The 25,731-nt window shown below is 35.1% G+C and carries 23 protein-coding genes, 2 pseudogenes and 1 riboswitch; of the genes and pseudogenes, 8 read left to right on the forward strand and 17 right to left on the reverse strand.

Features of this window, described 5'->3' with window-relative positions; genetic code table 11:
- Positions 1-13: 13 nt before the first annotated feature.
- On the reverse strand, positions 14-1,192 hold the full coding sequence (locus ACYQ73_RS09425; RefSeq protein WP_460012243.1) for a M20 metallopeptidase family protein: 1,179 nt from the start codon (positions 1,190-1,192) through the stop codon (positions 14-16).
- A gap of 491 nt (positions 1,193-1,683) precedes the next feature.
- Here ACYQ73_RS09425 and ACYQ73_RS09430 point away from each other — a divergent pair, with 491 nt between their 5' ends.
- The 3 genes from ACYQ73_RS09430 (at position 1,684) to ACYQ73_RS09440 (ending at position 3,620) form a co-directional block, all read left to right on the forward strand.
- On the forward strand, positions 1,684-2,148 hold the full coding sequence (locus ACYQ73_RS09430) for an aminoacyl-tRNA deacylase (RefSeq protein WP_460012244.1): 465 nt from the start codon (positions 1,684-1,686) through the stop codon (positions 2,146-2,148).
- A 217-nt stretch (positions 2,149-2,365) separates the two neighbouring features.
- On the forward strand, positions 2,366-3,238 hold the full coding sequence (locus ACYQ73_RS09435; protein WP_460012245.1) for a GNAT family N-acetyltransferase: 873 nt from the start codon (positions 2,366-2,368) through the stop codon (positions 3,236-3,238).
- A gap of 103 nt (positions 3,239-3,341) precedes the next feature.
- Entirely contained in the window at positions 3,342-3,620 is a 279-nt protein-coding gene (locus tag ACYQ73_RS09440; protein ID WP_460012246.1) for an amidase family protein, read from the forward strand.
- Between the two features lie 99 nt (positions 3,621-3,719).
- Here the strand turns inward: ACYQ73_RS09440 and ACYQ73_RS09445 are convergent, their stop codons facing one another.
- Positions 3,720-4,094 carry a hypothetical protein gene (locus tag ACYQ73_RS09445; protein ID WP_460012247.1) on the reverse strand — a complete coding sequence of 125 codons (375 nt, stop codon included), beginning with the start codon at positions 4,092-4,094 and terminating at the stop codon, positions 3,720-3,722.
- 338 nt (positions 4,095-4,432) lie between these two features.
- Between ACYQ73_RS09445 and ACYQ73_RS09450 the strand changes: the two genes are divergently transcribed.
- Together ACYQ73_RS09450 and ACYQ73_RS09455 are read left to right on the forward strand one after the other, a co-directional pair.
- Complete coding sequence (locus ACYQ73_RS09450) at positions 4,433-5,116, forward strand: GntR family transcriptional regulator (protein ID WP_460012248.1); 684 nt, start codon at positions 4,433-4,435, stop codon at positions 5,114-5,116.
- Positions 5,117-5,137: 21 nt separating this feature from the next.
- Positions 5,138-5,755, forward strand: coding sequence for a sterol desaturase family protein (locus tag ACYQ73_RS09455; protein WP_460012249.1), 618 nt, complete (start codon positions 5,138-5,140; stop codon positions 5,753-5,755).
- Positions 5,756-6,295: 540 nt separating this feature from the next.
- Here ACYQ73_RS09455 and ACYQ73_RS09460 read toward each other — a convergent pair.
- From ACYQ73_RS09460 to ACYQ73_RS09490, 7 genes are all read right to left on the reverse strand, one after another.
- Entirely contained in the window at positions 6,296-6,364 is a 69-nt protein-coding gene (locus ACYQ73_RS09460) for a hypothetical protein (RefSeq protein WP_460012327.1), read from the reverse strand.
- A gap of 3 nt (positions 6,365-6,367) precedes the next feature.
- Positions 6,368-6,850, reverse strand: a complete 483-nt coding sequence (yiaA, locus tag ACYQ73_RS09465) for an inner membrane protein YiaA (protein WP_460012250.1) — start codon at positions 6,848-6,850, stop codon at positions 6,368-6,370.
- 289 nt (positions 6,851-7,139) lie between these two features.
- Positions 7,140-7,448, reverse strand: coding sequence for a hypothetical protein (locus ACYQ73_RS09470; RefSeq protein ID WP_460012251.1), 309 nt, complete (start codon positions 7,446-7,448; stop codon positions 7,140-7,142).
- Positions 7,449-7,557: 109 nt separating this feature from the next.
- Positions 7,558-8,433 carry a phosphotransferase family protein gene (locus ACYQ73_RS09475; protein WP_460012252.1) on the reverse strand — a complete coding sequence of 292 codons (876 nt, stop codon included), beginning with the start codon at positions 8,431-8,433 and terminating at the stop codon, positions 7,558-7,560.
- 246 nt (positions 8,434-8,679) lie between these two features.
- Positions 8,680-10,524 (reverse strand): ABC transporter ATP-binding protein, encoded by a 1,845-nt coding sequence (locus ACYQ73_RS09480; protein ID WP_460012253.1) that lies wholly within the window; start codon positions 10,522-10,524, stop codon positions 8,680-8,682.
- Complete coding sequence (locus tag ACYQ73_RS09485) at positions 10,517-12,280, reverse strand: ABC transporter ATP-binding protein (protein WP_460012254.1); 1,764 nt, start codon at positions 12,278-12,280, stop codon at positions 10,517-10,519. Before ACYQ73_RS09485 ends, ACYQ73_RS09480 begins: the two co-directional genes overlap by 8 nt.
- Before the next feature lie 70 nt (positions 12,281-12,350).
- Positions 12,351-12,794 (reverse strand): MarR family winged helix-turn-helix transcriptional regulator, encoded by a 444-nt coding sequence (locus tag ACYQ73_RS09490; RefSeq protein ID WP_460012255.1) that lies wholly within the window; start codon positions 12,792-12,794, stop codon positions 12,351-12,353.
- Positions 12,795-13,249: 455 nt separating this feature from the next.
- Between ACYQ73_RS09490 and ACYQ73_RS09495 the strand changes: the two genes are divergently transcribed.
- A complete protein-coding gene (locus tag ACYQ73_RS09495; protein WP_460012256.1) occupies positions 13,250-13,762 on the forward strand; it encodes a peroxiredoxin family protein in 513 nt (170 codons plus the stop codon).
- Positions 13,763-14,011: 249 nt separating this feature from the next.
- On the opposite strand, the gene ACYQ73_RS09500 is transcribed toward ACYQ73_RS09495, so the two are convergent.
- The 7 genes and pseudogenes from ACYQ73_RS09500 to ACYQ73_RS09530 all read right to left on the reverse strand — a co-directional run.
- Positions 14,012-14,854 carry a nucleotidyltransferase gene (locus tag ACYQ73_RS09500; RefSeq protein WP_460012257.1) on the reverse strand — a complete coding sequence of 281 codons (843 nt, stop codon included), beginning with the start codon at positions 14,852-14,854 and terminating at the stop codon, positions 14,012-14,014.
- A gap of 256 nt (positions 14,855-15,110) precedes the next feature.
- Positions 15,111-15,248 (reverse strand): annotated as a pseudogene (locus ACYQ73_RS09505) (topoisomerase C-terminal repeat-containing protein); the annotation flags it as partial.
- 85 nt (positions 15,249-15,333) lie between these two features.
- Positions 15,334-16,029 (reverse strand): precorrin-3B methylase, encoded by a 696-nt coding sequence (locus tag ACYQ73_RS09510; protein ID WP_460012258.1) that lies wholly within the window; start codon positions 16,027-16,029, stop codon positions 15,334-15,336.
- Between the two features lie 50 nt (positions 16,030-16,079).
- Positions 16,080-17,081, reverse strand: a complete 1,002-nt coding sequence (locus ACYQ73_RS09515; protein WP_460012259.1) for an ABC transporter substrate-binding protein — start codon at positions 17,079-17,081, stop codon at positions 16,080-16,082.
- Between the two features lie 60 nt (positions 17,082-17,141).
- Positions 17,142-17,915, reverse strand: a complete 774-nt coding sequence (locus tag ACYQ73_RS09520) for an ABC transporter ATP-binding protein (protein ID WP_460012260.1) — start codon at positions 17,913-17,915, stop codon at positions 17,142-17,144.
- Positions 17,916-18,905, reverse strand: coding sequence for a FecCD family ABC transporter permease (locus tag ACYQ73_RS09525; RefSeq protein WP_460012328.1), 990 nt, complete (start codon positions 18,903-18,905; stop codon positions 17,916-17,918). It lies immediately after the preceding gene.
- A 182-nt stretch (positions 18,906-19,087) separates the two neighbouring features.
- Positions 19,088-19,272, reverse strand: a riboswitch (cobalamin riboswitch).
- 410 nt (positions 19,273-19,682) lie between these two features.
- Positions 19,683-19,935 (reverse strand): annotated as a pseudogene (locus ACYQ73_RS09530) (type IA DNA topoisomerase); the annotation flags it as partial.
- Between the two features lie 176 nt (positions 19,936-20,111).
- Between ACYQ73_RS09530 and ACYQ73_RS09535 the strand changes: the two are divergent.
- Together ACYQ73_RS09535 and hpaB are read left to right on the forward strand one after the other, a co-directional pair.
- The gene (locus ACYQ73_RS09535) at positions 20,112-22,286 is read left to right on the forward strand and encodes a DNA topoisomerase III (RefSeq protein WP_460012261.1); all 2,175 of its coding nucleotides are present in this window, start codon (positions 20,112-20,114) and stop codon (positions 22,284-22,286) included.
- 668 nt (positions 22,287-22,954) lie between these two features.
- A complete protein-coding gene (hpaB, locus tag ACYQ73_RS09540; protein ID WP_460012262.1) occupies positions 22,955-24,406 on the forward strand; it encodes a 4-hydroxyphenylacetate 3-monooxygenase, oxygenase component in 1,452 nt (483 codons plus the stop codon).
- A gap of 732 nt (positions 24,407-25,138) precedes the next feature.
- Here the strand turns inward: hpaB and ACYQ73_RS09545 are convergent.
- A complete protein-coding gene (locus ACYQ73_RS09545; RefSeq protein ID WP_460012263.1) occupies positions 25,139-25,651 on the reverse strand; it encodes a hypothetical protein in 513 nt (170 codons plus the stop codon).
- Positions 25,652-25,731 lie beyond the last annotated feature (80 nt).

The following is a 25,731-nucleotide window of genomic DNA, read 5'->3' on the forward strand; positions in this document are numbered from 1 at the left end:
TAGTTCTCAGAGATTAATCGATCAAAAAATGACTCGCGATTTTTAGGAACATTCCCCCTGTATTTAGTAGTGCTCGTTCATCAAAATCAAATTTTGGATGATGGTGAGGATATTGTGTATTTGGATCTTCATTATGGGCGCCTACATAAAAGAAATTACCGGGCTTTTCTTGTAAATAGTAAGCAAAATCTTCCGCTCCTAACACCGGATCTTTCTGAATAAAAGCGCTCTCTCCAAACTGCTCTTTAATAAATTGCTCCACAAGTGCAGCTTCTTCTACTGGATTAACAAGTACCGGATAACCATGTAGGTAATCTAATTCAAACTCTATATAATTAGTAATCTTTAACCCTTCTAAAATTGCTCGAATTTCCTTTTCAATTTGCGCACGAACGTCTTTATTTAATGCACGAACGGTTCCTTCTAAAACAGCAGAGTCTGCAATAACATTGAAGGCATTTCCAGCATGAATACTTCCGACTGTGACAACCGCCGCTTCCGTTGGGTTAATACGACGACTAACAATTTGTTGTAGATGTTGGACTAAATGTGTTGCCGCAATAATGGAATCTTTCGTTTCATGTGGTCGGGCTCCATGCCCGCCTTTACCGATAATTTTAATCGTAAAAGCATCAACTGAGGCCATTATTGCCCCTGAGGCGGTTGACAGCTTGCCAACAGGGAGGTCTGTCGCTACATGTGCTCCGAACACATAATCCACACCATCTAATACCCCATCTTCAATCATAAATTTCGCCCCACCTGGTGGCTTTTCTTCTGCTGGTTGGAAAATAAATTTAGCTGTTCCATGAATACTGTCTCTATGTTTTTGAAGAACTTTTGCCACCGCAAGTAAGGCAGCTGTATGCCCATCATGTCCACAGGCATGCATAACGCCAGGCACTGTAGATTTATATGTAACTTCTTTTTGATCCTCGATCGGTAATGCATCGAAATCTGCTCGAAATGCAATCGTTTTTCCCGGCTCTCTACCTTGAATAATTCCGACGACACCTTTATCACCAACGTTTTCCCGAACAGATATTCCATAACTATTTAATGTATCCGCGATATAGCGAGATGTTTTTTCTTCTTGAAAAGAAAGCTCCGGGTTTTGATGTAAAAAGCGACGATTTTCTACTATCTCTTCAAACAAAACAGTCAACTCTTTTGTCAGTGTTTCAATAGTCATTCCTTAACCCTCCTCCTATTAGTTAATCATTCGATATATTCGAACAATTACTACGATTTTAAACATATAAAACCAATAAGTCAACTATGTTTTATTTATTTTATATCCACTTCCAAACGAAACGGCCACCTAGCCTCGATTAAATATCGATGCCAGATGGCTGCAAAAGCCTCTCTATTCTACTGGGATAAAGTGATAAATTGTCTTCACCTATCGGGTTTCCACCCTATAAAATCACTTTTTTATTAAGTTAATAAACTCTACCTTCCTGCTAATGTATTCTGAATAAGCATCGAATTTATTCCCTTCTCTACTCGTTCAGCTTTTCAGCAAGAAGCAAAATATACTTTCTCATAAATTCTTGGATATTCGTAATATGTAGTGGATTACCTTATTTATTATTTTCCTCACATGGCTCAGTAGTAGTGGTATTAAAACCTGCATTATTGTGCTAATATTTACATAAATAAGAATATTAAAAGGAGACTTTTATGAATTCATATGAAACTAAGGTTAAAGTTTTTTTAGACTCTAATAATGTACAAGCTGAGCACCTCGTATTTAATCAATCATGCCACTCTGTAAAAGAAGCTGCTGAAGCAGTTAATGGTTCGGAAGACGATTTTGTAAAAAATATTTGCATGATTGATTCAAATAATGAATTAATAGTTGCTATTGTAAAAGGAAACAATAGAGCTAGTACAACTCGTGTTGCCAAATCATTAAACATAGAAAAACCAAGACTTGCTAACGGAAATGAAATTATTGAACATACAGGTTTTCCACCAGGTGGAGTCCCTTCTTTTGGTTTTCAAGCAAAGTTTTTAGTTGACCCCAAAGTAACCAATATGGATTACATATATACTGGTGGCGGTTCTGAAAACTCGTTAGTTAAAATAAATGTTCAGGACTTATTAAGAATCAATCAAGGTACTATTATTAAAGTAAGTAAATAGCAATTCATAACAACCGTATAAAATGACGGTTGTTTTTGCATTGTAAGAATAACGCACTCATCTCCTGTATCGCTCCATAATCGGTGCCCTATTGCGGGAAATCAAAAATACTTTTAAGTCTTGAGGGTCTGTTTACGTTTAGTTGAGCAAACAATAAATTATGTTTTACATTTATGTCATCAAAATCAAGAAAAAATCACTTTAAGGAGATTGCGATATGTGTTATACAATAAAAAGAATCTACCCAACTGATTTAAAGGAAGTCGCGCATTTTATTGCACAGCAAAATACCGAAGAACAACATAACATTGGCTATTGTGGTCAAAATGAACAAGAACTATTGCGCACATTACAGGAAGATTTTATCGATGGTGAATTTACATCGATTGTAGCTTCTTTCGATAATGAAAATATACAAGCACTTATTGGATTAGATATAGACGACGATTCAAGTGAAGTATGGGGACCATTTTCCATAAATGATAATGTAACGATCCAAGAGAAATTACTTTTCACATTGCAGCAGACATATCCACACATTTCAACCTATTATTACTTCATTAACGAACTGAATACTCGACAATTAGCATTTATGGAGCAAATAAACGCCAATAAAACAGGTGAACATCTATTACTTGAAGTTTCGAAAGATTCTTTTGAAACTGTAGTTGCTATGACTAGTCGTTATTATAAAGAATCCGATTACGAGCAATTTAAAAAGATTCATACAAATGCATTTTCAAAAACGTATTACGATGCAGATACCATTTTAAATAGAGTTCAACTGGAAGAAGAAAATGTTTTAAGAATTATAGAAACGGATGGAATCGTTCAAGGATATGCCTATTATGAAATGGACTTAACAGCAAAAGAAGCCCATTTAGAATATATAGCTATTAATCCTGCATACAGAGGCAAAGGAATAGGCACCCAGTTACTAAAAGAAGTTTTAACAGAAATGTTTCGATTCGAAGAAATCACTCAAATCACACTAAATGTAAATAATCAAAATGATCAGGCAAATCACGTTTATTTTAAAGCCGGATTTAAAAAGAGAGCGACTTTATGGAGCTTTTGTTTTAATAAATAAAGTATAAGTCTAAATTAATATTAGCCGGTCTTACATTAAATTTAAGAACAGATTATGTTATGTCCAACAATCGGTACTATCACCGAAGATTGGTGAGCTAAATGTGGATAATCCAAATATCTTGGCGATTGAATGGACAGAGGAAATTTTCACATACGCGCCATTTACCAATTTATTTAACGCAACAGGTCAACCATCGTTATCGTTGCCACTTGCGATGAGTGCGTCTGACTTACCAATTGGGTTGCAATTTATAGGACGCTTCGCAGAAGAATTAACTCTTCTACAGCTTGGGAAACAATTAGAAGAATCTGTTCCATGGAAAGATCGTAAACCACCCGTCCATGTGGGTGCAGAAGTTACGGAAATTGCGACAACATAAAAAAGTAAGTACAAGATTTTTTCTTGTACCTACTTTTTGTTAGTTTACGGACATGAGATATTTTTAGGAATGTCATTAAAGAGGTCAGATACTTATCTATTATCCTTCGAGCATCTTCAGATAAGGTATTTCCTTGCCATCTACAATAGCAATATCGATTGGTGTATTGGTTTTATAAATTATGGTTCCAACGGGTAGTTTGTTAGATGTTCCGTTTTCAAAACCCTTTGCTTTATTGGTTTGTTTTGTTATTTCACCAATTTCTTCACCTATTGTGTAATTTAATTCTTTTACCCAATCTATGTTTTCAACATTAGAATATACAATATCATCCAGAACAAAGATGTCTGCTTTACCATCCTTAAGAAAATCCTTTGGTGTAGGATTACCATTAGTTACACATCCCGATAAAACTACAAGTGAGAGGCAAAGAAATAAGAGAAATTTTTCTTTCAAGCAAAATAGTTTTTTCACTTTTTCCCCCTAATAATCAATTGTTCAACTAAACCCCTTACAATTTCTCACACTTATTTTACCAGAAAGTTTGATCATTAAATACTTGTTAAAAAATCAATAATCTTTTAGAAAACAGCCTTATATTAATTAGTTCCATTGATTATTTCCTGAATTACATGTTGTACTTGTTTGATTCAAATAAATTAAATCTTCTAAGGATTTTACGGGCTTGTTTGATAATTTTATTTATAAAAATTCGCCTTTCTTTATTGACAGAAAATTCGGATTAATTATATAATTCTTGGTATTACCACTGTCTTTTATTTGTATTACCATAAAACAAAGGGGACGATAATTTGAAAGAAAAGGAACGCTCCTCAGATAAAATCGAGAATGAAATAATTAAATCCATATTGGCTGGTATTTATTCTATAGGAAGTACTTTACCGCCGGAAAGAGAGCTTGCAAAAGAATTTGGTGTTGGTCGTCCAACTATTCGAGAGGCACTTCAACGTTTAGGAAGGGGTGGATGGATAACAGGAAGAAAAGGAATGCCTGCAATTGTTAATGATTATTGGCGCAATGGGAATCTAACGACACTTGTTAATATTGTTGAAATTCATCCTAGCATAACAGATGAATTTATCATGTACTTATTAGAATTAAGAAGTTCTTTGACTCCGACTTATATTCGTGATGCTGTTACGTTTAATCAGCCTAAAGTGGTTGCTCTCCTTGCCAATCTAGAGCAGCTTGAAGATAGTGCAGAAAGCTATGCGGCATTTGATTGGGATCTGCAAAAAAAGTGTGCTGGCCTTGCTGTCAATCCAATCTTTCTACTCATTTTAAATAGCTTCGATTCCATTTATATAGATATGGCGAAAAGATATTTTTCTGTAAAAGAATATCGTGAGTTGTCCTTCAACTATTACCACGACTTATTAAAGGCTGCATTAAAGGGAGATGCAATGGAAGCGAAAAAGTTGTCTACGACAACAATGGCGAAAAGCTTGGCACTCTGGAAAGATAGAAAAAAATAAAGAATACTGGAGGCGTGATAAATGAGATTGAAATATTTTAAAGAATATTTTTCATATCCTGATATATTAATCATGACTTGTCTATTCCTCATTAGCTTTGGATTTATGATTCTTCATTTAACCTCTATCGGAATTTTGGGTGCTTTTATTCTTGGAATGATTATGTATTCCTTAGCTGAGTATGTTACACACAGGTTTCTTTTTCATCTGAAACCACCTAAGAATGCATTTTTGTTAAAAATGCTTAAACGCTTACATTATGACCACCATTCAAATCCGAATGAATTACATTTATTATTTTTACCCTTATGGTATAGTGTGCCAAACATTGTCATTGTAGCAGTCATTATTTATTTACTTTCATCTAGCTTTATAATTACAAATGCATTTATTGCAGGGATCATGCTCTTTTTATTATTTTATGAGTGGAAGCATTATATCGCCCATCGCCCCCTTCAACCAATATCTCCATGGGGACGTTGGATGAAAAAGGTTCATTTATGGCATCATTTCAAAAATGAAAATTACTGGTATGGTGTTACGAACCCAGCCTATGATTTTCTCATGGGTACCTTTAAAAACCAAAAGGATGTTGACCAAAGCAAAACTGCTAAAAATCTTGAGAAACGTGGCGACTAGCATAGGGATAACGTCAAAATTAGATATTGATAGACTTTAATTAAACATAAAAAGCCAATCATTGTTATTTAATGATTGGCTTTAAATCTCACTTACTTATGCTACAGTTCTCTGTGGTATGCCAAAATAAGGTTTTGTTAACATTACATTTCTTATGAAAAACAGTTACAATTAAACAAAACATTTTATACAAAAGGTAGGATTTAATGAAATTAGGAGTAGGCTATTTACCTGTAATAATAAACCGTTATCTTACGGTGGTAATATTTTCGAGTTTAGAGCAAGTTTTAAAACTTCCCCCTGATTTCGTTACACTAGAAATAGTTGAATTTGGATAATTCCTTTTAAAAATAACCACCTAGAACGTTGTCAGACAATTTTCTAGGTGGTTCTATTTTTAAAATCGAACTTACTTATGGTACGGTTTTCCGTTATATTTTATGAAGGATTTAGACTTCTTTTTTTATTTATTGAATTATTGAGTCTTCAAATACAATTAGGGGTCACTTCACTTGATCTAAAATGAGTATCTTTTAGTCGCTAGTAGAACCTTAACGAGCCATGGAAACTCCTTGCAGCATAGTAGGATTCTGCTCCATTGTGGTACATAACTCAACCTCTCTCTCTTGCCCTCTGTGTATCTCTTATATTCTTTTGAACCGTTATAGCTGCAAATAAACTAAGAACAAATGCCATACTATAAAATCCTTTTTCGCTTAAAACAATACTTCCTGCATTGTATAAACCGATGGCCATTAATGTAATAGATACAATAAGTGCGAACCAACTAATACCATAATAAATATTAGTAACTGGTATTCCCTCATCTTTATCTCTAACTGCTTTTTGTAAAGATATCGCCGAATAAAGTCCGAAAACTAAAACTGCAAAGTAAAATCCCTTTTCGTTCAATTGCATAGTTGCGTTAAACAAACCTATAAGATAAGACGCAACACCTACTAATAGCGCTGCCCACGAAGCCCCTTTAAAGGCTGGAGTCGGTTCTCCTTCTTTCCTTTCTACTTTCCTTTCTTCTTTCACTATTAAATCATTTCGTTTTTCTTTATCTAATAAAGCTTCATTATCATTGGGCATTCAATTTTTCGCCTCCATCTTTTAATCTAATAAAAATGGAGCACCAAAGACACTGTAGTGCACCTTCTTTACAAAACTAACCTGCCAATAAGTTGAACAAGAAAAGAAGAACTTCGTTATTAAAGTATATGCTCATTAGCATGAAGAACATAACTTCACAACCTTTAGGTTTTCGCGATCAATTATACCTTGTCCAAAATCGGCTTTGTGGTTAGGCCAGTATGAGGTATGAGTGTAAATCTTAAATAAGTTGTACTAACTCTGGATTTAATACAACTTTATGATACCTCTAACAATCAGAATATTCTGTACCAATTTCGTGGCCATTCAAGCAAACCCTGTTCATTCCATCACAGCCGTCAAGACCACAACAACCATTTAATCTACTGTTATCTGAATGGCGGTTTGAATTGATTAAATCCTTGATGTTGATAATGATAGAACCTTTTAATAGTGCGTAAGCTGTTTCCTCTTGAATTAAATAAAAGCCTCTAGGAATATAATCTTGACCATCATTTTCATTAATCAAATTCAAGTCTTTTAATTCCGATAATGGTTCAGAAATTTCTAAATTACATACTTTACAAATCAGTTTCAACTTATCGGTTCCTCCTTAGCCATCCATGTAGCGCAAAACTAGCGCTACACAACAGAGAATGAAAGAATACTACATTCTTTCATGAAAGAAAAAAAGCTGCCTATGCACTCTATCTATAATTTTTTATGCCACTTTCGAAAGCCTGTCTATCGTCATTCTCAATCCCGTGCAAGGCTTCTTGTAAAGCAAATGTACTTTTATAAAATTTAACTCGTTCAGATATTTCATTACCGTTAGGATATGGGTTTATACACATATCAAAAAAATCTTCACCATAGCTAGAGAGTATGCCAGCAAAGTCATACGCTGGATCTCCTAAACCAGAACCACCAAAATCTATTATCCCTGAAATCATACTTGTTTTTGGATTCCACAAAATATTAGATGCTCCGAAATCTCCGTGTATAAGTGTTATATCTAAATTTGAGAATGCTTTCCCTTTTAGGAACGTTTCAAAAGATTGTGATATTTCCTTTTGAGCGTCTAATCTGATAAAAGGAAATAATGTATTTTCAATCTTATCATACAGGGTATACATCTCTTCCCTAGGATTACGAACCTTTAGTTTCAAATCTCGACTTGCTTTTTCTCCTGAAATAGAATGGAGTTCTACAAGAAAAGAAACAAGTTGTTTTGCCAACCCTTTCACCAATTCAACACTCTTAACATCTGTTAAACTTTCCTTCCATAAAGGAACACCATCTATTTGTTTATAGCCACTGAAGACCTTACCTGGTGCTACCTCTACAAAAGACTCATAAATTGGATTCGGAATAGGAATGGAAACGATCCCTTTAATATATTTCAAAATTTCCGTCTCTCTTCTTAATTGAATGATGCCATTTTTATATTTTGGAAATCTAAAAACCAAAGATTTGTTTACAATTAATACATCGTTATTCTGTCCGATTTCATTAAGATAAAAGTCTTCAACGGAAAGGTCAGAATAACAGGATTGAATGTTTTCAATAAAGTTATTATTCATTTAGAAATACCCCCTTTGGTCTCTTTCTATTGTTTTGATTCCTAAACTCTTGTTGAATTATCCTGCGCAGTTAGTTTAACTACATTCCTTCACAACATTCAAATCCATTTTAACATAAATATCCAATAAAAAAATCACCTCTAAGGAACGAGGTGATTTTTATCAATCTTACTTGTAAACAATCCATCTTATTTACGAAGCTACACACTACCCTAGTAACCAAAAGTGAATTGATGGCATTCCATTTTAAGAAGCATCTGCATTTTCAAACTGACTATTGTATAGGTCTGCATAGAATCCTTTTTCTGCAATTAGCTCTTCATGATTACCACTTTCAATAATATCTCCGTCTTTCATAACTAAAATCAAATCGGCGTTTTTAATTGTTGAAAGTCTATGTGCAATAACAAATGATGTTCTGCCCACCATCAATTTATCCATTGCTTGTTGAATCAGTGCTTCAGTACGCGTATCAACGGAGCTAGTAGCTTCATCTAAGATTAGCAATGGTGCTTTTTTAACCATTGCCCTTGCAATCGTAATAAGCTGTTTCTGTCCTACAGATAAACTTGTATTATCATTTAAAACTGTATCATAACCTTTTGGCAGCGTTCTAATAAAGTGGTGTAAACCTACTGCTTTACAAGCTGCAACTACTTCTTCATCGGTTACATGATCTTTGTTATAAATGATATTTTCTTTAATGGTACCTTCGAATAGCCAAGTATCTTGCAGCACCATGCAAAATAAGTCGTGAACATTTTTACGCGTAATGGACTTAGTCGGTACATCCTCAATCATGATTTCCCCGCTATCTACTTCATAGAAACGCATGAGAAGATTAACAAGCGTTGTTTTACCAGCCCCAGTAGGTCCGACAATGGCCACTTTTTGACCGGCTTTTATTTGAGCAGAGAAATCTTTAATAATAAGTTTTTCTTTCGTATATCCGAATTTAACGTTTTCAAATTTCACATTACCTTTAACATCTTTAGCATCTAAAGTGGATTTCTTATCACTTTCATCTTTAAGTTCCTCTTCTTGTAAGAACTCAAATACACGTTCGCTTGCTGCGGCAGTTGATTGCAAGCTTGTAGCTGCCTGTGCTAACTGAGACAACGGCTGCGTAAATAAGCGGATATAAACCATAAATGAAACAATAACACCAAATGTAATAGAACCTTTCATTGTTAGTGCAGCACCTACTACACAAACAACAACATAACCTAAATTTCCAATAAAGATCATGAGCGGCATCATCATCCCTGACATAAACTGTGCTCGCCAAGCGCTATTAAAAAGACTTTCATTGATTTCATTAAATTCTTGCTTCGCCACTTTTTCACCGTTATAAACCTTCATGACATTATGTCCTGAATAGATTTCTTCAATATGGCCATTTATCCTACCAAGATCTTGTTGCTGGCGTACGAAGTACTTTCGGGATTTGGATATAATAAATGACATGAATACAAATCCAACGAAAGTTGCTGCAATGGCAGAAAGAGCCATCGTAACATTAATATAGAACATCATAATCAAAGATCCAAAGAACATAACTACCGCTGTCACTAACGAACCAATACTTTGGTTTAAAGACTGTCCAATCATATCCACATCATTCGTGACACGACTTAACACATCTCCGTACGTTGTAGAGTCAAAGTATTTCAACGGTAATCTATCGATTTTGTTCGAAATATCTGTCCGTAACCTTTTGGAAACTCGCTGCGTAATAGTAGCCATCATAAACGCCTGAATATAATTGAATATAAAGCTCAACCCATACAAAATAGCAAGGAACAGACCAATTTTTCCGATAGCTGTAATATCAATCTCACCTGCCATGCCATCCATGATCAAATCGGTGATCTCACTCAGCTTATTCGGTCCAATGATCGTGAAAATTGTTCCTACAACTGCTAATACAAGTGCAAAGATGATCGCTGGTAAATAAGGTTTACAATAGGCGATCAACTTCGCCCAAGGCTTTTTGAAATTCTTGGGCTTTTCTCCAGGAGCCATCATAGGACCTGGACCACCGGGACCGCCGGGACCTCTTCGGGGCTTATCTGTTTGTGTATTACTCATTTTCCAACTCCTCCTTCGATAGCTGCGAATAGGCGATTTCCTGATAAGTCTTACAAGTTTTCAATAACTCACCATGTTTCCCCATACCAACGATTTTACCTTCGTCAAGAACAATGATTTTATCAGCATCTTTAATTGTTCCAATTCGCTGTGCCACAATCAAAGAAGTTGCACATTTCGTTTCTTTTTTCAAAGTTGAACGAAGTTGACGGTCTGTTTTATAATCTAGGGCAGAGAATGAATCATCAAAAATAAAGATTTCTGGATTTCTATTCACTGCTCTTGCAATAGAAAGACGTTGTTTCTGTCCTCCTGAAAGATTTGTACCCCCTTGCGCAATCGCCGCTTCATATTCGCCGTCCATTGTCTCCACAAACTCTTGCCCTTGGGCAATTTCCACCGCTTTTTTGATCTCCTCATCTGTGGATGAAGTTTGACCGTTATCACCGTAGGCAACATTAGATTTTACCGTACCTGAAAATAATACGGCTTTTTGAGAAACGTAGCCAAGCTTATTATAAAGAGCTTCATGTGCGTATTCTTTCACATTGATTCCGTCGACTAATACCTCTCCCTCCGTAGCATCGTAAAATCTTGGGATTAAATTAATCAGCGTACTTTTACCACTACCCGTAGAACCGATTAATGCGACAGTTTCGCCTTTATGTGCTGTAAAGCTAATATCTTTTAACACATAGTCCTCTGCATTAGGATATTTAAAGCTAACATTACGCAGTTCGATTTCACCTTCGATTCCCTTCGGTGACGATTGCATTGTTCCGTCAATAATTGTCTGAGGTGTATTTAGTACTTCATTAACACGTGCTGCAGATACTGCTGCTCTCGGTAGTAAAATGAACGTCATTGATAATAGCATAAATGCCATAACTACTTGCATTGCATAAGATGAAAATACTACCATGTCACTGAACAAACCGATTCGGTCCATACCCCCTGCATTCGAAATCAAATGAGCTCCAATCCAGTAGATAGAAAGAGTTAAACCTGACATAATTAGACCCATCCCCGGCTGCATAAGGGCCATAAGGCGGTTGACAAAAAGATTTGTATCCGTTAAATCCTTATTTACTTTTTCAAATTTTTCTTCCTGATACTGTTGTGCGTTATAGGCATGAACAACACGAATACCAGTTAAACCTTCTCTTGTTACTCGGTTAAGATTATCTGTCAGTTTTTGAACAACTTTAAATTTCGGTAGCACAAAGATGATCAGGTTGCCTATCATAATCAGTAAAACAATGACAGCCACTCCTGTTGCCACTGACCACTCCCAACTTTTCCCGGTAATCTTCAAAATAGCCCATATTGCAAGGATTGGAGCCTTAATCATCACTTGAAGACCCATTGCAACAGTTTGCTGTATTTGCGTTATATCATTAGTAGAACGAGTAATTAGACTTGCGATTGAAAAACCATTAATCTCCTCCATAGAGAAAGATAACGTTTTGTTAAATACCCCTTTTCGCAATTCCTTCGAAAGAGACGTTGCTACCTTTGCCGCAAAATAGCCCACGATGATTGCCAAAATCATACTGCCAAGGGCACATAAAAGCATCTTCCCTCCAGCTGACCATATATCGCTCGTTTTACTGCCCTCTGTTTGTACAAGGGTCGTAATTTTAGACATATAATCCGGCAACTTCAAATCTAGCCAAACTTGCCCTACTATGAACACTATGCTGGCTACAATTAGCGTCCATTCTTTTGGTTTTAAGTATTTAAATATTTTTAACATGTTTGCAGTCCCCCTCTTTTAGTTAGCATGCTAACTATATAGTAATAAAAACTTCAAAATAGCATCTGCTTCAAGATTCAATATTCTCTTTCATAGCATCCATTACTTCAAAAAAAACTTCAAGTTTCTCTTCCGGGATACCTGTTAGTAATTGTTGTTCAAGCATTACTCTACGTGTCATGATACTGTTATGTATTTTCAACGCATCTTCTGTTAAGACAATTTTTTTGAGTCTTGAATCAAAGGGAACAGTTTGCCTAGTAATCAATCCATTACTTTCCATAGATTTCAGTATTCTAGACGCTGTTGATTTGCGAATAGAAAATTCTCGTTCAAAATCTTTTTGAAACACATCTGTATCTTGATTTTTGTAAAGATAACCAATCGTCCAGCCATGCATGGCAGTAAGGTTATCTCTATCCGTTTGCATAGTACATATGGTTTGATCCAATTGTCTTCTCATTAAGAGCGACAATGTACGCAACTCTAACCCAACTGATCTCCTTTTGCTCAATTTTCTACCCCCGAACTGTTAGCCTGCTAACTTTATTATATAAAAAGTGTATAGTGTCCCCCATGTGGAGCATGGCGTACTTAACAATTTATTCGTAAGACGCTTATGCCATTAGGTGAAAGATGGATCGTGTTCAGATTTATCTCCGTATTCAGTTTGCCATATTAACTGCAAAAAATTCAACAAAAAAGCAAAACCACTTTTTAGTTATGAAAATAAGTGGTTTGCTTTGAAATAAAGTATGCTAAGAAATGGCAAATAACAATGTTCATATCATTTTTCTAAGCCTGAATACGGAAAAAATTACAGCTCGGAAGTTGTTGGAAGAAACGGTTTTTTTGCAACTAGTTAGGCATTAAATTTTACATATCTAATTTAGAAAAGGAAAGAATATAAAGGAGTTCCAAATCCGGACTAGAGCTCAATAAGAATTTACAATTTTCAGGAGGATAAGTATGTCTACATTTAATTTGGGTGACAAAGTACCCGATTTTACTCTTCCAGCAGTTAATGGAGAAGCATTCTCTTTTGTATCTCATCAAAATCAGCATAAAAGTTGGCATCTCATTATCTTTTTCAGAGGATCATGGTGCCCTGTTTGTCTTCATGACTTAAAAGAGCTTGAAGAAAACAAAAGTTATTTTAAAGACAAGAATGTACATCTAATTACAATCTCAACGGATCAATTGGAAAATTTAAAGAAAATGGTTGATGAGCACAATCTTACCTTTATTGTCTTAGCAGATGAAGAGTTAAAAACATTAAAAGCATATGATGTGTTTTATCACGGAGAGGAAGCACCCTATGAGGATCATGGTACGCATGGAGAGCCAGCTTATTTCCTAGTTGATGAAAATGGACAACTACTATATCAACAAAAACAAACAAGTCCATTTGGACGCCCATCATCTACTGAACTTCGCAAGATTGTCCAGTATATTGGAAAGAATTTAAAGACAAATCAATAAATAAAAATATTTGATTGGGTGCAATTGTAGAGCAACATAAGTAGAAAATGATCCATCTCGAATGATTTGCCTTATACGATTGACCTAAAATCTAAAATGCTTAAAATTAAAAGGTAATCCCATATTAGACATGACTAAGATGGGATTACCTTTTTCTGTATGTGGAATCAATTCCGTCTGTTATAACGTAATAATATAGGCTAAAACAAAGCTAATTCCAAATTCGAATTTCGTAAGTTATTAATTAGATTATATTTTCATGTTTAATTCTCTATTGGGATTATAGAATTGTAACCATTTATCCGCTTCACTAACCATCCACGTTCCAAATTCATTTAAAAACGATAACATTAAGTTTGTATCTATTATTGGTGTTATGGCATATTCAAGTGCTTTTTTCATGTCGCTTTCCTTTTCAGGGAAATATTCCGAAAACAATTTATAAGCAGGATATAAATCCCTTGTATATGTGTTTGCTTTAGTTATGACAAGTGCAAGTCCTGCTCTTACTATAATTTTCATAATCCACTTGCAACAATCTTTAATATCCTCTATATCAGAATTATCTTGAAGATCATCACAGGCATTTTTAATTTGACCTTGTAAATGAATAAGGTGGTCATTTGCTAAAGCTTCGTCAGCTTTATATCTTGGTAATTGAGGTATCAAGTCTTCTCCAAACACACATATTCCATGGGTTTTGAGTATGAAACTAATTATTGAAAAAGATGACGTATTTAAAATATCTTCTATGCTGTAAAAACTTAGTTCAATACCATCTACACAAGTATGTTTTTGATTTAATTCTTGTTCTACTTCTTTTATCCGCTTTAACTGCAGTTTATTAGGGTTTTGTTTTGTAACCGCTATTGTGTCTAAGTCAGCTACGCCTTCAATACCTATCCCTTTTGGAATGGATCCTCTTATGTATACACTATGTAAGTCATCTTGAAGATGAGTGGAATACGTATTAACCACATCGTATATCACAGGAAGAAAAATTGAGTTGATTTTATTCCAGTCTGAATGGTTAATAATGTGGCCATCTCTATCAGTAACACATAAGCTTCCAATTTCTCTAATAGTAGTCATCACATATCTCCTTTTAAAGATTTATAGTAACTTAGTCTACCTACTATACTACGCCTGGCTTTAGCCCCTGACGAATAAAAACAACTAATGATATTATATCTAATATACATTTTTTTGAACATCTGAACATTATATCTATTTTGTATAAAAATAGGATAGCATGTTCTATATTGAACACGCTATCCTATTTCATTTTGGAAATTTAGGGTCGTAGAGAATTAATACCTTAATCCTTATTTTCAGCAAACCCCATCTTCTAACTAAAGTATTCGTTATCTGGATTTTTCTCATATTTTAAATGAGCGTCGAATTTAGTACCTTTTTTACTTGTTGAGCCTTTTACCAATACCGTTCCATCGGCTAGCAATTTCTTTACCATTGTTTTGGTAGGCTTCAGTCATTAGCATTTCATTTCCTATCAGCATACGAATTGTTTGTATGTAGCTTATCATATCCTCCTGGAATCCACGGTACTATTTTCATAGCATTGGATAACCTGGGTAATGTTTTATCGTTTGCCAGTAGTCTGCTGCTTTTGTTCTCTTGTAAAACTTATAAAACGGTTCTTTGTGGCGAGCAAGTTCTTTATAGAGCCTAATTATTTCCTGTAAAAGATTTTCGATATGCTGTACAGACACTTTCTTCACAAATAGCTCCCCTGCCTGTGCATTTTTCCCCATCGGAACAGCCCCTAAATACACATCGAAGCTATCTTTCTGATATACAAGCCCAATATCATCATAAACGGCATTATAGCAAGCTGATGCACAGCCATTCATATTAATGCGAATCCTGCTTGGTACTTCCAAGCCTTCAAGCTGCTGATACAGCTCCTCTGTAATCTGTGCTGCCTCCATTTTATCGCCATCACAAAAATCACAAGCCTTCATAGTTACAATCTGTCCTTGCTTTGCAATATATAAGCCCGCCTTTTCCAACTTCCTTTTGGCAGTCGTTAATTCTATTGTTGGTACGGATAGTAGTATACTGTAGGACGCAGAATATTTAATAGCGCCACTCACTCCGACTATCTCTGCGATTGTTTGAAATTGTGCTGGTGTATAATGTTTGTTGATAATGCCAGGACTCACAGCAAGACGCGTAAATTCACCTTCTTTGTTTAACTTAGCAAATGTTTTTTCAGGAATATTATGGTTAAAAGCATTTATAGTCATTTTTACCCTCCTCCTATAAAAAAAGCTAGCACATGGCTAGCTCCTCTTCTTTATTGAAAGCTTTCTGGATAAAATCCTTGTGCCAAAATTCGAATTGCTTCGGCCGCACGAACACCCTCAGATGCTGCTGATAGTGGTAAAATAACGAAACGTTTGTTAAATACTGCTTCCGTTTCTTTTAGTGCCGGATCATTTTTCAGGAAATTAATTTTTTCTTCAGTAGTAGTTGAACCATAGTCAATTACAACGATAACTTCAGGGTTGCGCTCAACTACATCTTCTTTTGAAACGGTTGTCCAGCCAGACTCAACGTCACCGAAAATATTTTTTCCACCTGCTACTGTCACGAGTTCATTCATGAAGTTTTGTGCAGCAGTAAAAACTTCTTTCTCACCACTATCAAATACAAGGATACGTAAATTCCCCTCCTCTTGCGGAAGCTTCGCACGAATGTCCTCTACATCTTTTGTCATTTGTTCAATTAACTTTTCTCCACGCTCTTCCACATGGAATATCTTGGCGATGTTACGAATATCGCCGAAAATATCCTCTAACTTAGGATTTTTAATGCTTGAAGATGTATGTAAATAAGTGTGGATGCCAAGTGCTTCTAGTTCTTCTGGTGTTCCGACACCCTTCTCACTAAACCCGCTTTTCCAGCCTGCATATAAAAAATCCGCTCCTGCATCAATCACTTGTTCCTTTGTTGGGTATTGCTCAGCTAGTACTGGAACTTTATCATACGCTGCCTGTAACGGTGGATAAATTGCATCATCTAAATATGCTGTTCCGACCATTGAATCCTCTAAGCCTAACGCTAGCATAATCTCTGTCACATGCTGATTTAAGCTAATTGCTTTTTTAGGTGCTTGCGAATAGACTTGTGTCGTATTGTTATTGTCAATCGTTACTTCCGTTGCTCCTGCTTTTGCTGGTTCTACTTGTTCACTTTGCGATGCTGAATCTTTTTTTCCCTCGTTACCACAAGCCGCTAAAATACTTAGCATTGCGATTGCAAGAACAAGCCATACGCTTCTTTTTAATGTCTTCATGTCTACTTCTCCTTTTTTCTAAAAAATATGATAGAAAGAAATCTAAGAGTCTTAAACTAACTATAAAAATTGCTCAGATATATAATAAATATGCGGCTTTTTCGTGACAGGATGTACACTAACTTCCGCATGTACACCAAACACCTTTTGTAGCAATGAGGGTGTTAATACATCAAACGGAGTTCCATACGCCGCAATTTCTCCGTCCTTTAAAACATAAATTTTGTCGCAATAAGTTGCTGCAATATTTAAATCATGCAAGGCTACAATGACCGTAATCGGCAAGCTCTGTATTAAATCCATGAGTTGGAGTTGATGCTGAATATCTAAATGATTCGTTGGCTCATCTAATGCCATGACCTTAGCTTGTTGCGCCAAAGCCCTTGCAACAACGACTCGTTTTTTCTCACCACCAGATAATGAACTAAAAGTACGTTCACTTAAATGCAGTACGCCTGCTTGCTGCATCGATTCCTCGACAATAGCTAGATCTTCTTTTGTATCCACTTCCATAAGCCTTTTATGCGGGGTACGTCCCATTGCAACAAGATCCTTAACAGTGAACTCAAAAAGCACTGGTGTTTCCTGCCCTACGACGGCTAGTTGCTTTGCTATCTCCTTTGAAGATTGCTTGTAAATATTTTCATTAAATAACAATACTTCTCCCTCTTGAGGTTGTAGCATACGATACATATTTTTTAATAGGGTCGATTTCCCACTGCCATTAGGGCCAATTATGCCCACAAACTCGCGTTCTTGAATATGTACAGAAACATTGTTTAATATTTTCACCTGCTGCACGGCAAAAGTAAGGTTTTTTGCTACGTATACCATCTAATTCTCCTCCCCGAAAGAATACATTTGCTTACGCAACATCCATATAAAAAATGGGCATCCGCATAAAGCCGTAATAATTCCAATCGGCATTTCCTCAGGTGCAATCACAACGCGCGCAGCTGCATCAGCCCATATTAAAAATATCGCACCAATTAATGCACTGACTGGCAGTACAAACTTATAATTTGAGCCGACAATCATGCGTACGATATGTGGAATAATCAGGCCTATAAAGCCAATTGCACCACTGACAGCAACAAGGACACCTGTTAATAAGGAAATTAATAAAATTAGTAGCAATCGAAATTTCTCTAAATTAACCCCCAGCGTAACAGCAGATTCTTCACCTAGTAAAAGTAAATTCAAATGACGTGCATGAAGACGTAAAATTACGTAGACGACCATTAAAACAACGAACGGAATCATTAAATTTACCCATTTCGCTCCAGCCAGACTTCCCATCATCCAATACATCACTGCCTTTATGCCACCCTCTTCTTTCGCCATCATCAGCATAAAATTCGTCATTGCTGACAAAACTAGTGACACGGCAATTCCGGCTAATAATAATCGAATAACTGAAATTCGCCCTTCAACTCGTGCTAAGAAAAACACGATTAGTACTGCAATCGTCGCACCTATAAAAGCCGCAAGTGATAGCGCATACATACCTAAAAATGAAAAAGCGCCAAGTAAAATAACAGACGTCGCCCCGACAGATGCACCGGAAGATACTCCCAAAATGTAGGGGTCTGCGATTGAGTTGCGAACTAAAGCTTGAATAGCAGCTCCCGAAATTGCAAGACCCGCCCCGACTAGTATGGCAAGTACTACGCGGGGAGTACGAATTTGCCAGATGATGATTTCCTGCGAACGACCCCAATCTTCTGTAATGCCAAGTGGATTGAACGGGATATGCGACAAAATAATACGCCATACAATACTAGGTGTAATAGACACAGAGCCTACCATTATCGCTAACGTCATTGATAATAGAACGACACCAGTCAATACTAATAAGAGTAGGTTGATTTTTCTTGTTGTTGGATTTTTCAAAACGTGCTCCTCTCTTAGGGCATAAAAAAATCCCCTTGTCTACAAGAGGATGTCATAGTTAAATAAAGGGCGTCTCTTCCCAGTCACTACAACCATCCTCGTGGTTCTATGTAAGTTTGTTGCTTTTATTGGCAGGTCTCCTGGCTTAGGTTCATCATCTATACGCCTTCCCATAGCTCGCTACAGTGACATATTGTATAGACTCTCCATTACAGTTGCGGGACAGCATCGGATTTGCACCGATTTCCCTTTTAAGCAAATGAACAATGTCATTCGCACCAACAAAAAATATTAAGTTATAAGAGGAACAATATCAGAATATTTTCCAGATAGCAATTATATTATATATTACATTAAAGAAAAAATAGTTATAAACGAGAGATTAATAGTTGTAAAATAGAACTATTAAACACTAATTATTGTTAGAAAAATAAATAAATTTAGATAATATTTTATCTTACCTTACTATACAATTTCCTCAAAGTACTCTATTAGTCATCTCCTTCTTCTCTATATTCAATATCATTCAGGTCAATACTCTACATAATCTACTAACAAATCTTTCATTCCATTCTATGGACTTACTCTTAATTAAACAAAATTTAATTTGGTTATATATTTTTATAAATGGAAAATATAAAAATACAAAGGATTTCTTTTTATACTTGGGAGTTCATAAGGCTGAGATAACCTTCATTTCATAAAATAAGTAGTTATGCGAGTTTCATATTCAGCAATAGGCATAAATTGCATAATAAACTATCGCCTCATCATTTGATAAAGTTTTAGGTATCACATACGTCGGTATAATCGTACTATGGCTTTCTACTTTAGAGTTGTCGAAAACACGCTTCTTTTTGGAAAACTGGATTTCATGTTCATACGGTAAACCTGTTTTCAATTTGTTCAATACTTAAGCAGTCTTCTCTACTAAACTTTCTTCTAAGGCGACACTTGCTGTACATTATCTAAATAGTAATGGACTTAATTACAATGTATGAAAGCTTAGATTATAAGTCATTAAAATTAGATTTCCTAATAAAGATGGCCATAATTATTTATATAACAGTTATACTGAAAATTAATTTATAATTAATTTACAAGAAGTTGTAATTATTATTAATAGGAGAAGGATATATGAAAATAGTAATTGCAGAAAAACCAGATCAAGCAGCAAAATTAGCTGCCCCCTTTTCTTTTACAAAAAAAGCTGGTTATTTTGAAGTTAAGCCTAACACATATTTTCCAGATGGAGCACTAATTACATGGGCGATAGGACATCTATGTGAATTGAAAGCACCTGAGGAATATAATCCAACATGGAAGAAATGGACATTAGAAACATTACCGATTATTCCAGATCGATTCGAATATAAAGTGACAAAATCAAAATATAAACAATTCAATGTAATTAAAGGTTTAGTAAAAAGACCTGATATTCGAGAAATCATCATTGGTGGTGATGCTGGGCGTGAAGGTGAATTAATTATCCGCACCATTTTGAGAGTATGCGGTGTTAATAAACCGATGAAACGTCTATGGATATCATCTTTAACAGAAAACGCTGTAAAAAATGGGTTTGCAAACTTACTACCAGAAGAGAAAACACGCGATATATATTTTGAAGCACTAAGTCGTTCATGTGCAGACTGGCTAATTGGCATCAACACATCCAGATTATACACGGTACTCCTCAAACGAAATGGCGTGAAAGATGTATTTTCAATTGGTCGTGTACAAACACCTACACTTGCACTAATAGTAAAGAGAGAGCATGAAATTGCGAATTTTAAATCAGAACCATTTTGGGAAGTGGAAACAGAGTTTAATTTTGATGGAAAAATGTTAAAAGCAAAATGGCATAAAGATAACATTTCAAGAGTTCAAGTGGAAAGACAAGCTATTGCGATTGCTAATTTCTGTATCAATAAAAATGTAGAAATTAATAGTATTAAAAGAGAAACAAAGGAATACGCTCCTCCATTGTTATTCAACTTATCTGCATTACAAGCTACAGCAAACAAGGCCTATAAATTCTCACCACAAAATACACTGGATATTTTGCAAAAACTTTATTTAAAGGGCGTAGTTTCCTATCCAAGATCTGATTCACAATTTTTAACGAATGAAGAAGCAAAAACACTACCAAAGATACTAAAGCATTTAAGTAAAATTGATAAATATAAAGGACTTCTTCCTCCACCGACAAGTTCAATTATGAATAATAAAAGATATGTGAATGAAAAAAAAGTAACCGATCACCATGCAATTATTATTACAGAGCAAATACCAGACGTAGCGACGCTAAGTACAGAAGAAGAAAAGATTTATGATTTAGTTGCAAGACAAGTCATTGCTGCACATTACAACAATGCCATATTTTCTTACACAACGATTCATTCACTTGTCGATAAACGTGCAGAATTCATCTCTAAGGGCAAAGTGCTTATGGAAGAAGGTTGGCGTAAGGTTATTTATCATTCTAAAGATAACTCACCTACAGACAAAGATGAACTACTTCCCCTATTACATGAAAATGAGCAAGGTATCGTTGCGAAAGCGAACGTAAAAAAAGGTGAAACCCAGCCACCAAATCGATATTCTGAAGGTAATTTAATTACCGTAATGAAAACAGCTGGTAAACATTTAGAAGATGCGGAATTAGAAAAGGTCTTATCGAAAACGGAAGGATTAGGTACTGAAGCTACACGCGCTGGAATTATTGGTACATTAAAAGATCGAAACTACATCGAAGTTAAGAAAAATCAAGTCTTTGCAACGACTAAAGGTATGTTACTAATTGAGGCACTAGGTGAAAGTATCTTAACTTCCCCTTCTATGACTGCCAAATGGGAGCAACGACTTTCTGAAATAGGTGAAGGCAACGCTTCTCCTAAAGTATTTATGGAACAAGTAAAAAAGCTTGCTGACAAATTGATTTCAGATGCTAACATGCGTGAAAAGGAATGGGCATTTAATCAAAATGCAGTCGATAAAATCACTGCAAATAATCCGTATAACAAAAAATATAATAAAGAAAAAACAGTTGTTGGGAAATGTATCCTTTGTGAGGGGTCAATCATAGATCATGGCAATTTTTACGGATGTTCAAATTATAAAACAGCTAATTGTAAATTCTCTGTTTCAAAGAAACTTTTAAGAAAAACTATTTCACAATCGAATATGAAAAAACTCTTGTCAACTGGTGAAACAAACTTGATAAAAGGATTTAAAAAAGGAGAAAAAACTTTTAATGCCCACCTTATTTGGGATAAAAAAGAATGTAAAATTAATTTTAAATTTCCACAATAACTAACAATTCTACTTTCAACATATCGTTGAAAGTCTGTAGCTTATATTAAGAGTTTAATAATAGCCTTGATAAACAAGCAAAAAGAAAGAGCATGTTTTTAAAAAATTTAATCAAAACGTGCTCTTTGTATATTTTATTGAATCATTCTTCTATAATAAAGATTGATCATTTCTATGATATTTCCTCCATCAGTGCCCTTTAATGGAGAAACATGCCAGAAATTATCTTAAGTTTAATCTATATCACAGGCCGTTCACTATACAAACATAGCTATCACATCATAATAATAGTAAGGTAAAGCTAATTTAATCTTACACCTCCTAAGTTTTTTCTAAGGGTCACGCCCCTGGCTTGGTGAGTCTTTTATAGTTACTTTCCTCATTATTTAAAGAAGTAGTCATAATGGCTTTCTTCCCGATTCTAGCCATCCATTTCATTCAATATAGTTATGAAATTAATAGTTTCACTTTGGTTTCTTTGTTTAAAGAAACCTTCTTCTCCTTCTTCTTCAACTAATGCTGCGTTAGTTAAATAAAGAATATTAGCAAGCTCTAGTTACATAAAATAATTTTAGTAATAGTAATAAAATATTCGACGATTTAACTTGTTAAAACAGCTATAAACGAATAATTTTATTTAAATATCAATTAAAATTGGGGAGTGGAACATGGGGGCTATTAATGGAAAAGATTACATTAACCGATTAAATCAGCTAAATAATGAAATTTGGTACGACGGTGAAAAAATTGAGGGGTTGTTATCAGAACACCCTGCCTTCAAGGGACTTATTCAGTCCAAAGCGGATCTTTATGATTTGCAACATGATCCAAAAATAAAAGATGAGATGACTTTTATTTCTCCAGTATCAGGAGAACTTATTGGTCTTTCCTATTTGCAACCAAAAACGAAAGAGGACTTAATAAGAAGAAGAAAGATGATTGAACATTGGGCTAGGTATTCAGGGGGTATCATGGGAAGAAGCCCAGATTATTTGAACACAGTTTTAATGAGCTTTGCCTCTTCAGTATCCTTTTTAAATAACAAGGACAAATGTTTTCCAAACAATCTACAAGCATTTTATGAATTGGCTAGGGAAAATGACCTGTCGTTTACACATACCTTTATTACCCCACAAGTGAATCGTTCTTATATCTACATTGAAAATACGGATGAGCCAATCGCCGCAAAAGTTATTGATAAAAATGAAGAAGGAATCATCATTAAAGGTGCACGTCTTCTTGCTACGCAAGGTGGTTTAACAGATGAAGTATTAGTATTTAGCGTAGGTAAATTTCTATTTAATGAAGATGAAGCTTTTGCTTTTTCGATCCCTTCTAACACAAAAGGATTAAAGTTTATTTGTAGGGAAACATTCATCGGCGGACAATCTTCTTTTAATCATCCATTAAGCTCGCGGTTCGAAGAAATGGATTCTATCGTCATCTTTGACAATGTATTAGTACCTTGGAATAGGGTATTTTATTACAGCAATGCAGAAGTAGCCGGAGAATTCCCAATTCAAAGCTCTTTCCATCCCTTTACTAAGCACCAAGTATTGACTAGACAAATTGTAAAAACAGAGTTCGTCTTAGGTATTGCCGAGCTTCTTATAGAAACAATTAATATAAGCGAGTATCAACATATCCAAGAAAAGATGTCAGAAATCATCATTGGTCTAGAAACGATGAAAGCCTTATTAGAAAAATCTGAAAACAACGCAAAATTAGATGAATGGGGATATATGCGTCCAGAAATTTTCCCGCTTCAAGTTGCTGGTAACATCTTTCCTAAAATCTATCCTCGTTTCACTGAAATTATCCAGCTAATCGGAGCTAGTGGAATGATTACATTGCCAACCGAGAAAGCGTTTCATTCTAATATTAGAAATGACTTAGATTTTTATCTTCAAGGAGCTACTAAGACCGCAGAGGAACGAGTGAAAATATTTCGTTTAGCTTGGGATCTAACAATGAGTTCATTTGGAACAAGACAAACCCAATATGAGCGATACTTTTTTGGCGACCCAATTCGATTATCCAGCGAATTATATAAGAAATATCCAAAAAATGAATATATAAAGGTAATTAGTAATTTCTTGAATCTTAAAAAAGAAGAGTAATAGAAATTCAATTATTGTCTTAAATGAATACAGGTTTAATAATTCCTTTTTAGGATCAAAATACTACGCTCAATCTTTTTATACATTGAGCGTCCTGCTATTTTTGCAATGATTCCATGCTATTTAAACGATATTTTCGCTTTCTTTAAATCTTCTAAATCAACATTAAATGCAATATGTTTTTATGAAACGTGGTAAGGAATTTCTGATCCTTCCCTACCTATAACCAGTCCAACTCTCTTCTTCTTTAATTCAATAAAGCTGCTCTATTATCTTTTATAAAGTATAAGACCTAATTTTTCATAAAACTCTATTAATACTTGTAAATTTCCTAGTAATAAAAAACTCCCATTTCACTCAAAGGTCTAATGTTATTTAATTTTGTTCTTCTATTCTAATCCTTCTTCAACTAACCTGCTACGATAGTTTGAAGGTAAGTAGGATTATTTTCTTCATTAAAGTGTCCCCTTTTTTCACCGAGATCAAGGTTTGTAGTTCGCCCCCTTTACTGAAATAATAAAAAATAAAATCTGCGGTTGTTTCAGTTACTTTTTATAAAAAAAGGGTTGGTGGAGAGTCTACATTTTTTAACCACCTATGTTCTTGAGCATCCATACTATCTTTAACCCAGACATCTCCTTGGTCTTCTTTTTCAGATGTTCGATACCAAGTAATAGATGTACCAACTACTTGAGGTGTATTATCTATTTTATTGTTCTTTGGAAATGTAAGCTACTTTTGTTCTCCTGATTCAAGATTAATTACATACAACGCTGTAAACATAGTTGGAACTGGTCCCTCTTTCCACGCTTTGTTTTCTTTCGCCCGTACAACAATTATTTCATCTGGAGAAAGCCATTCTAAATCTAGGTCTACATATCCTTTATGTGTGTATTCCTTTTGTTTATTCAATGTAGGAATCTCGCTACTTTTGTTTACAACAAAAAATCTTCCTTCACCCGATATGAAGGCTAGTTGAATTTTTGTAGGAGCCCACTTTATCCATTTTTCATACCCAAGCATTTTCCCTATAACTTGAAATTGATCTCCAGCTGATGAAAGTACAGCTAATGTATTGTTATCATTAGACCAAGCCGCAGTTGGTGCTAATAGAAAGCTAACCCAGCTCCCATCAGCGCTCCACTTAAAATAATCTGCATCAATTGCAAATAAGTCGGTTGTATTTGTTTGAATGGTGTAAAAAGGCTTGATTTTATTCGTATCTAGATTGTCATCTACGGGCACTTTAAAAAGACGAACTGGTTTATAATGGGTTTAGACCTCTTAAGCCCCCCTTTGATATAGGGGGTTGCCTTTGTATGTCG

It is taken from the genome of Lysinibacillus sp. CTST325 (assembly GCF_054665055.1).